This is a genomic window from Alteromonas sp. BZK5, assembly GCF_014349115.1.
Lineage (GTDB): Bacteria > Pseudomonadota > Gammaproteobacteria > Enterobacterales > Alteromonadaceae > Alteromonas > Alteromonas macleodii.
The window spans coordinates 1-5,624 of sequence record NZ_JACSOE010000139.1; the positions used below are offsets into that span (position 1 = coordinate 1).

Annotated in this window: 5 protein-coding genes and 1 pseudogene; 3 read left to right on the plus strand and 3 right to left on the minus strand. The window is 39.6% G+C overall.

Features of this window, described 5'->3' with window-relative positions:
• Window positions 1-109 precede the first annotated feature (109 nt).
• Window positions 110-1,624, minus strand: a complete 1,515-nt coding sequence (locus tag BIZ39_RS20030; RefSeq protein ID WP_187447855.1) for a hypothetical protein — start codon at window positions 1,622-1,624, stop codon at window positions 110-112.
• Between the two features lie 242 nt (window positions 1,625-1,866).
• On the opposite strand from BIZ39_RS20030, the gene BIZ39_RS20035 reads away from it, so the two are divergent.
• A complete protein-coding gene (locus tag BIZ39_RS20035; RefSeq protein ID WP_222936718.1) occupies window positions 1,867-3,801 on the plus strand; it encodes an acyltransferase family protein in 1,935 nt (644 codons plus the stop codon).
• Between the two features lie 116 nt (window positions 3,802-3,917).
• On the opposite strand, the pseudogene BIZ39_RS20040 reads toward BIZ39_RS20035, so the two are convergent.
• A pseudogene (locus BIZ39_RS20040) lies at window positions 3,918-4,037 on the minus strand (transposase); the annotation flags it as partial.
• Window positions 4,038-4,208: 171 nt separating this feature from the next.
• Between BIZ39_RS20040 and BIZ39_RS20045 the strand changes: the two are divergent.
• The gene (locus BIZ39_RS20045) at window positions 4,209-4,469 is read left to right on the plus strand and encodes an SAM-dependent methyltransferase (RefSeq protein ID WP_187447857.1); all 261 of its coding nucleotides are present in this window, start codon (window positions 4,209-4,211) and stop codon (window positions 4,467-4,469) included.
• A 9-nt stretch (window positions 4,470-4,478) separates the two neighbouring features.
• The gene (locus tag BIZ39_RS22675; protein ID WP_187447858.1) at window positions 4,479-4,601 is read left to right on the plus strand and encodes a class I SAM-dependent methyltransferase; all 123 of its coding nucleotides are present in this window, start codon (window positions 4,479-4,481) and stop codon (window positions 4,599-4,601) included.
• A gap of 17 nt (window positions 4,602-4,618) precedes the next feature.
• Here BIZ39_RS22675 and tnpC read toward each other — a convergent pair.
• On the minus strand, window positions 4,619-5,624 hold a 1,006-nt coding region (gene tnpC, locus BIZ39_RS20055), incomplete at its 5' end, for an IS66 family transposase (RefSeq protein WP_187447859.1).

Below are 5,624 nucleotides of genomic sequence, written 5' to 3' on the forward strand. Positions count from 1 at the left end.
AGCTAGTACTATACTCACCACAAACTAATACATTACTTAATGTTTTAAAGTACTGCACTTATATTGGTACATATTACTTATCATTAACCCGAATTTATTTATCCATACTTCAGAAGTTTCGACACGCAATTTTTTTCTGCTTCCTCTGTTCTTTTTTGAATAATGAGATTTTTTCATTATCTAAATTGGCCAAGAATTTATTATCACTTTCTGAATAATGATAATTATAATGGTCATATATTGGCCCATCATTTACATAGTATTGATCAGAAGTCGAGAGTTTGAGTTGGTAGGCAACGCCAACACAAGCAACTAACAGAAAGACCGAGGCCAAACGTAGTTTGAGATCCGTAGCTAATAATTTCACATAAACATATAATACCGCAACACCAAAGGGGCTCCATAGCTCCGCAACATACCTATGTGTAATAGTCGGATAAGAAAGCTGAAACAAGGCACCGCTTGAGATGAGAAAAAGACCTAATAACAGCAGTATGTTTTTGGTACTTTTTATCCCTTTCACAAGGGAAGCAACTCCCCCTAACAAACAAAAAAGAGGGAAAAGCCAGAGCAAATAAAGAGGAATCAGCGGACCTTCCCATCTTCCGTAACCTGTCTCTAATAACCTAGTCAAACTCCAATGATTCGCCCAATCACCTGTAAGGTAAATATAGCTATTCGCTATTATCCGAAAGAACCTATAAAAATCTCCCCTAGGAACAACATCACACACTCTGTCAGTGAACCCCTCAAGAAAAAAGTATCCATAGTTCCCGCCCATAAATGCTAATGCGTTACCATACTTCACGTAGTTGAGAGCAAGAATAGAGGCGCCTCCACAAAGGAGCACAAGCAATGATAGCCAGTAATATGAAATACAATAAACCACACTAGCAAAGTATCTATTCGTTGTTCTGTTAACTTGCTTGAATGCTACCACTAACATTATCAACCCGGTGACAAGATACAAAGCCAGTGCCATTGGCATACGAGTATGAACAGCCAAAGCCGCTAGCACAGCATAGGGAAGAACATTGACCGCGTTTATTGCCTTACTTTCCAAAAGATTATCTCTCAGAAGACGTGAAATAAAAATATTGAAAATACAAAGAGATGCCGCATATGGCTCGTGGTAGATAGTACCATTTTGAGATATTATAAACGTTGCAGAACCCAACCATATTACTGCGGTTATAGTTAGCCATAGTAATAGCGCAGCAACATCACCTTCTTTTTCATACAAGAAGAGCTTTCTATTCACTTCTCTCTGTAAAACAACAAGACCGACAAGCGTAAAAAGTAAAACAAAAAATATAGAGGTGGGAGTTTGAGATAAATCGACAAAGGGATACAGAACAATTCTTGCCAGAGCCGGCAACAATCCATAGTACATGTACGCCTTTCCATTAAAATACCCCCCTTCTTTACCAATAGCCTCGGCCGGGATGTCTAATCGCCCATCAATCATCGCCAAGAAATAATAATTATAGGCTTTCCAAAGAAACTGCGGCGCAAAAAGGTTAAATGTCCAGTTTGTGCACAAACCAACCAGAACTAGAGCACAAAATGCGGGGACCAAAAAGCGCAACGCCATGGCTTTCGAAAGTCCAATAGAGGCAGGCATTAATACTCCTTTATAATGAAAATTTTAGCGAAATAACACAACTAAGCTGGGCATACTTTCCCCATACCCTAACGATAAGTATACTTAAGCATTGAAGCAATAATTTCAATTAAAATTGTTAGACTAATATTCACTGGTGACTGTAATAAAATCATTTACCGCAAGCGTTCAGTCGTTAATAATTGATTCTGCAGATGGTTTATCTCGAAAAAACAACAATTACTTCATAAATGGGAATGATGATGGCTATGAGATTTAGGAAAGATATTCAAGGATTGAGAGCGTTAGCCGTTTTACTCGTTATTGTTTTCCATTCCAATATAGCAACCTTCAGTGGTGGCTATGTGGGAGTCGACGTATTCTTTGTAATATCGGGATACCTAATAACAGGGCTGCTTTTGAAGGAGTTAAAAGACAACCAAGGCATTCAGTTCAAATCATTCTATAGCAAAAGAATTAAACGAATTCTTCCCCTTTCATTAGTAGTGACTGTTACCACTCTTTTTATATTTAGTTTAATTTTATCACCGCTTGAAACCAAAGAACTTAGCAAGACTGGGCTAATGGCTTCTGTTTTTTCTAGTAATTTATGGTTTTCTTACTTAGCAACGAGCTATTTTGGCAGCGAAAATCACTTAAACCCACTCTTGCACACATGGTCACTTGGAGTAGAAGAGCAATTTTATTTACTATGGCCAGCTGTTTTATTTTTATTTGTTCAAGCATTTGGTTTTAGGAAGGTTAAATTTTTGATTGTTACCTTGATCATAATTTCAATGTTCATCTTCCTAACACAATTCTCAAACAACGTCCCCCAAACATTCTTTTCTCCACATACCAGAGCATGGCAGTTCGGCTTCGGAGCACTTATTCATTTTTTGCCTCAATTGAAAGCTGATTATCGTTATACCTCATCTGCAGGGGTTGGTACTGGGTTAACGCTTATAGTGTTAACAAGCCTTCTAATAGGACCAGAGTTTAACTCTTTTGCAGCTTATGCTATCCCTCCTACATTGGGCGCAATGATGGTCATTTATTTCGGTGAAAAAAATAACGCCTTTTCAAACATACTAGCATGCAGACCTTTAGAATTTATCGGCAAAATTTCGTTTTCCCTATATCTATGGCACTGGCCAGTATTGGTTTTTTTCCAGTTTAGCAATCCTTCTCTTTCAAACAGCAACCTTTTTCTCGCTTATTCAATTATTGCTCTTCTATCAATAGGCTCGTTTTATTTCATTGAAGAAACATTCCGCCATAATTCAATAATCAAAAAAGAGCGAACCGCCCTGTTAGCAGGGCTTTCAATAATTGCCGCAGGCTGCTTTGCTTCATTTAGTCTGTATGCATTTTCTAAATTTGAATTAAATTCACCTGCCCAGAAGAAAATTGAAAGTGTCGAGTTTGGAGGGGTTAACACAGGCAGCTGTATTTCAAAAATAAAAGAATCTGAACTGATCGTTTGCGAGAAAGGCGATGTTAAAAGTGAACGTACTCTCGTGCTTTTCGGCGATTCCAAAGCGCAACAATGGATCCCTGAGCTATCAGATATTGCGGCTACCAGAGGTTGGAAGTTATTTACTGTTGTGAAAGCGGGTTGCCCTCCCGTATTAATGGATGTTTATTTGAGCTTTTTGGGGCGGGAGTATAAAGAATGTTCTATTTGGAAAGAAAAAGCTTTAAAACACATTGAGCTTGAATCTCCGGATGTCATCGTAATGACTCATTTTGGCAGTTATGCCCCTATGGTAAATGGGAACAAAGTTAAAGGTAACTATGATATTTGGCAGAAAGGCATCAATAACCTGTTTGAAAGATTCTTTACTTTTACTCCTACGGTTTTGTATATACCGGACAACCCTATGTTTCCAGTTGATATTCCAACTTGTTTATCAAGGAAAGTAGGAGGAGACATACACATTCAGCCTGATGCATGTGGTTTTTCTCTTTCTGAAATGAATAACCATCTCAATGTAAAAAAAGCGATAAGCAATTTACCTTTCGACAATGTTGTCGTAATGGATTTGATAGAAAATTATTGCCCTAACAACTTTTGTCCCGCTGTTAGCAATGGAGAAGTCAGGTACTCAGATCACCATCATTTGAGCAAACAATACATGAAAGAATTATCGCCAATCATGGATGACAAGTTGGTAAGGATTTTTTCAAACTTGTAACAATGAAAAGATTCATAAGGAGAAAGTGACAAGGAACTACGGCAAAAATAGTAGCGTCGTCGTTCTTTCAATCGTTTGCCGTCAGACGCTTCCATGCCGCCGTAATTGGACTTCTAATTGTAATTGGTTGTGCTGCTGATACCGTGTTGACGGCAGACTTCCTCAACCATCATACCTACGTCAACTTCTCTTAACACCCCCATGGTCTGAGATTCTGTGTAGTGTGATTTTCTCATAGCCGTCGCCTGCATTAACTATTGCAGGAAAAACCAATTAAGTCTGTCTCAGTCTAAGGGAAGTGGACATATTCTGGCTTTTGAAGGTTGATTGAATTATTATCTGTTCAGTTTTTAATACAACGACAGTATAGTTAATTTGGTCACAAGGCCATTAAAAAGGCAGAAGAAATGGACCTTCACTCATTCCAAGTCGTCGAACAATTTCTATTAAGAAATGTAAACGTAATAGATTCTTGGCAACTGGGTTATTTCATTGATCATAAAAAGCGATTTCAAGCCGATTTAGAACTAGTGTTAGAACAAAACCCTAGAGGTCCTATTTTAGAAATTGGTTCCGCACCCGGGCATATGACTGCCTTACTCGCGTTACATAATTTAGATATAACTGGAATAGATTTAGCACCAGATCGCGTAGCACCAATTGTCTAAGAGTTTAAATTGAATATTCAGGCTTGTGATATTGAATTAACACCCCTGCCATTTCCAGATAATTCTTTTGAATATATAGTTTTTAGTGAAGTATTTGAGCATTTAAGAATCGATTTGCCATTTACACTGTAAACGTCCGCTAATCCCACCTAGCGCTTAGCAAAGTGCCATGGTAGTAGTTGCTCGATGTTCGGCGCTGGCTTGCTGAACTCATCAAGGCAAGACATCACATACTCGAACACATTGAGGTCGTTGGCCTTTGCGGTTTCGATAATACTGTAGAGCACCGCACTGGCGTTTGCGCCTGTGGCGGTTTGGCTAAACAGCCAATTTTTTCGGCCTATCACGAACGGTTTAATCGCGCGCTCAGCGCGATTGTTATCGATATTCAGTAATCCATCGAGTGTATAACGTACAAGCTTTTCCCATTGGTTCAAGCAGTATTGTATCGCTTCACCTAATTTGGTTTTCGGTAGCACTTGGTGTACTGATTTCTCTAGCCATGTATGGAGCTGGTTGAGCAACGGCAGGCTCTTTTTTTGTCTGGTAAGGTAGCGCACCTCCACCGTTTTATCTTTTAATTGAGTTTCGATACGATAGAGTTTTTGGATGTGATTCAGAGCCCAGTCTGCTTTGCCGCTGCCTTTTTTACCCGCGCCTTTCTTTGCTTCCATAAACTTACGACGTGCATGGGCCCAGCAACCGATAAGGGTTGCTTGCGTTTGCTCGTAGCCTTGATAGCCATCCACTTGTAGATAGCCGCTATAGCCTTGCAGGAAGTCTACTGCGCATTGTCCAGCGCGACTATTGTGATAATCGTACAACACGATATTAGATGTCGCTGTATCGGGGATATTACCGCTAGGTGAATCAGCACCACTGGCATACAACCACATATAGCTGTTCGCTTTTTCAGACTCGACCACTTTTAGCGTGGTTTCATCCGCCGCTATAACGGGTTGTTTTAGCAGATGTTGATGAAGCTGCTCGTAAAGCGGTTTAAACAACTCAGCGCAGCGGACTATCCAATCCGCCATGGTTTTACGGCTTAATTCGATACCGTGCTGTTTGAACATCGCTTCTTGTCGATAAAGCGGTAACCCATACTGATATTTGCTGGTGATGATTTGACTTAACAAGCTTGGCGTTGCGTAG

Bases quoted from the DNA above. Each gene is read 5' to 3' on its own strand.
- BIZ39_RS20030 (WP_187447855.1), bottom strand. From the start codon at position 1,624: ATGCCTGCCTCTATTGGACTTTCGAAAGCCATGGCGTTGCGCTTTTTG.
- BIZ39_RS20035 (WP_222936718.1), top strand. From the start codon at position 1,867: ATGGCTATGAGATTTAGGAAAGATATTCAAGGATTGAGAGCGTTAGCC.
- BIZ39_RS20045 (WP_187447857.1), top strand. From the start codon at position 4,209: ATGGACCTTCACTCATTCCAAGTCGTCGAACAATTTCTATTAAGAAAT.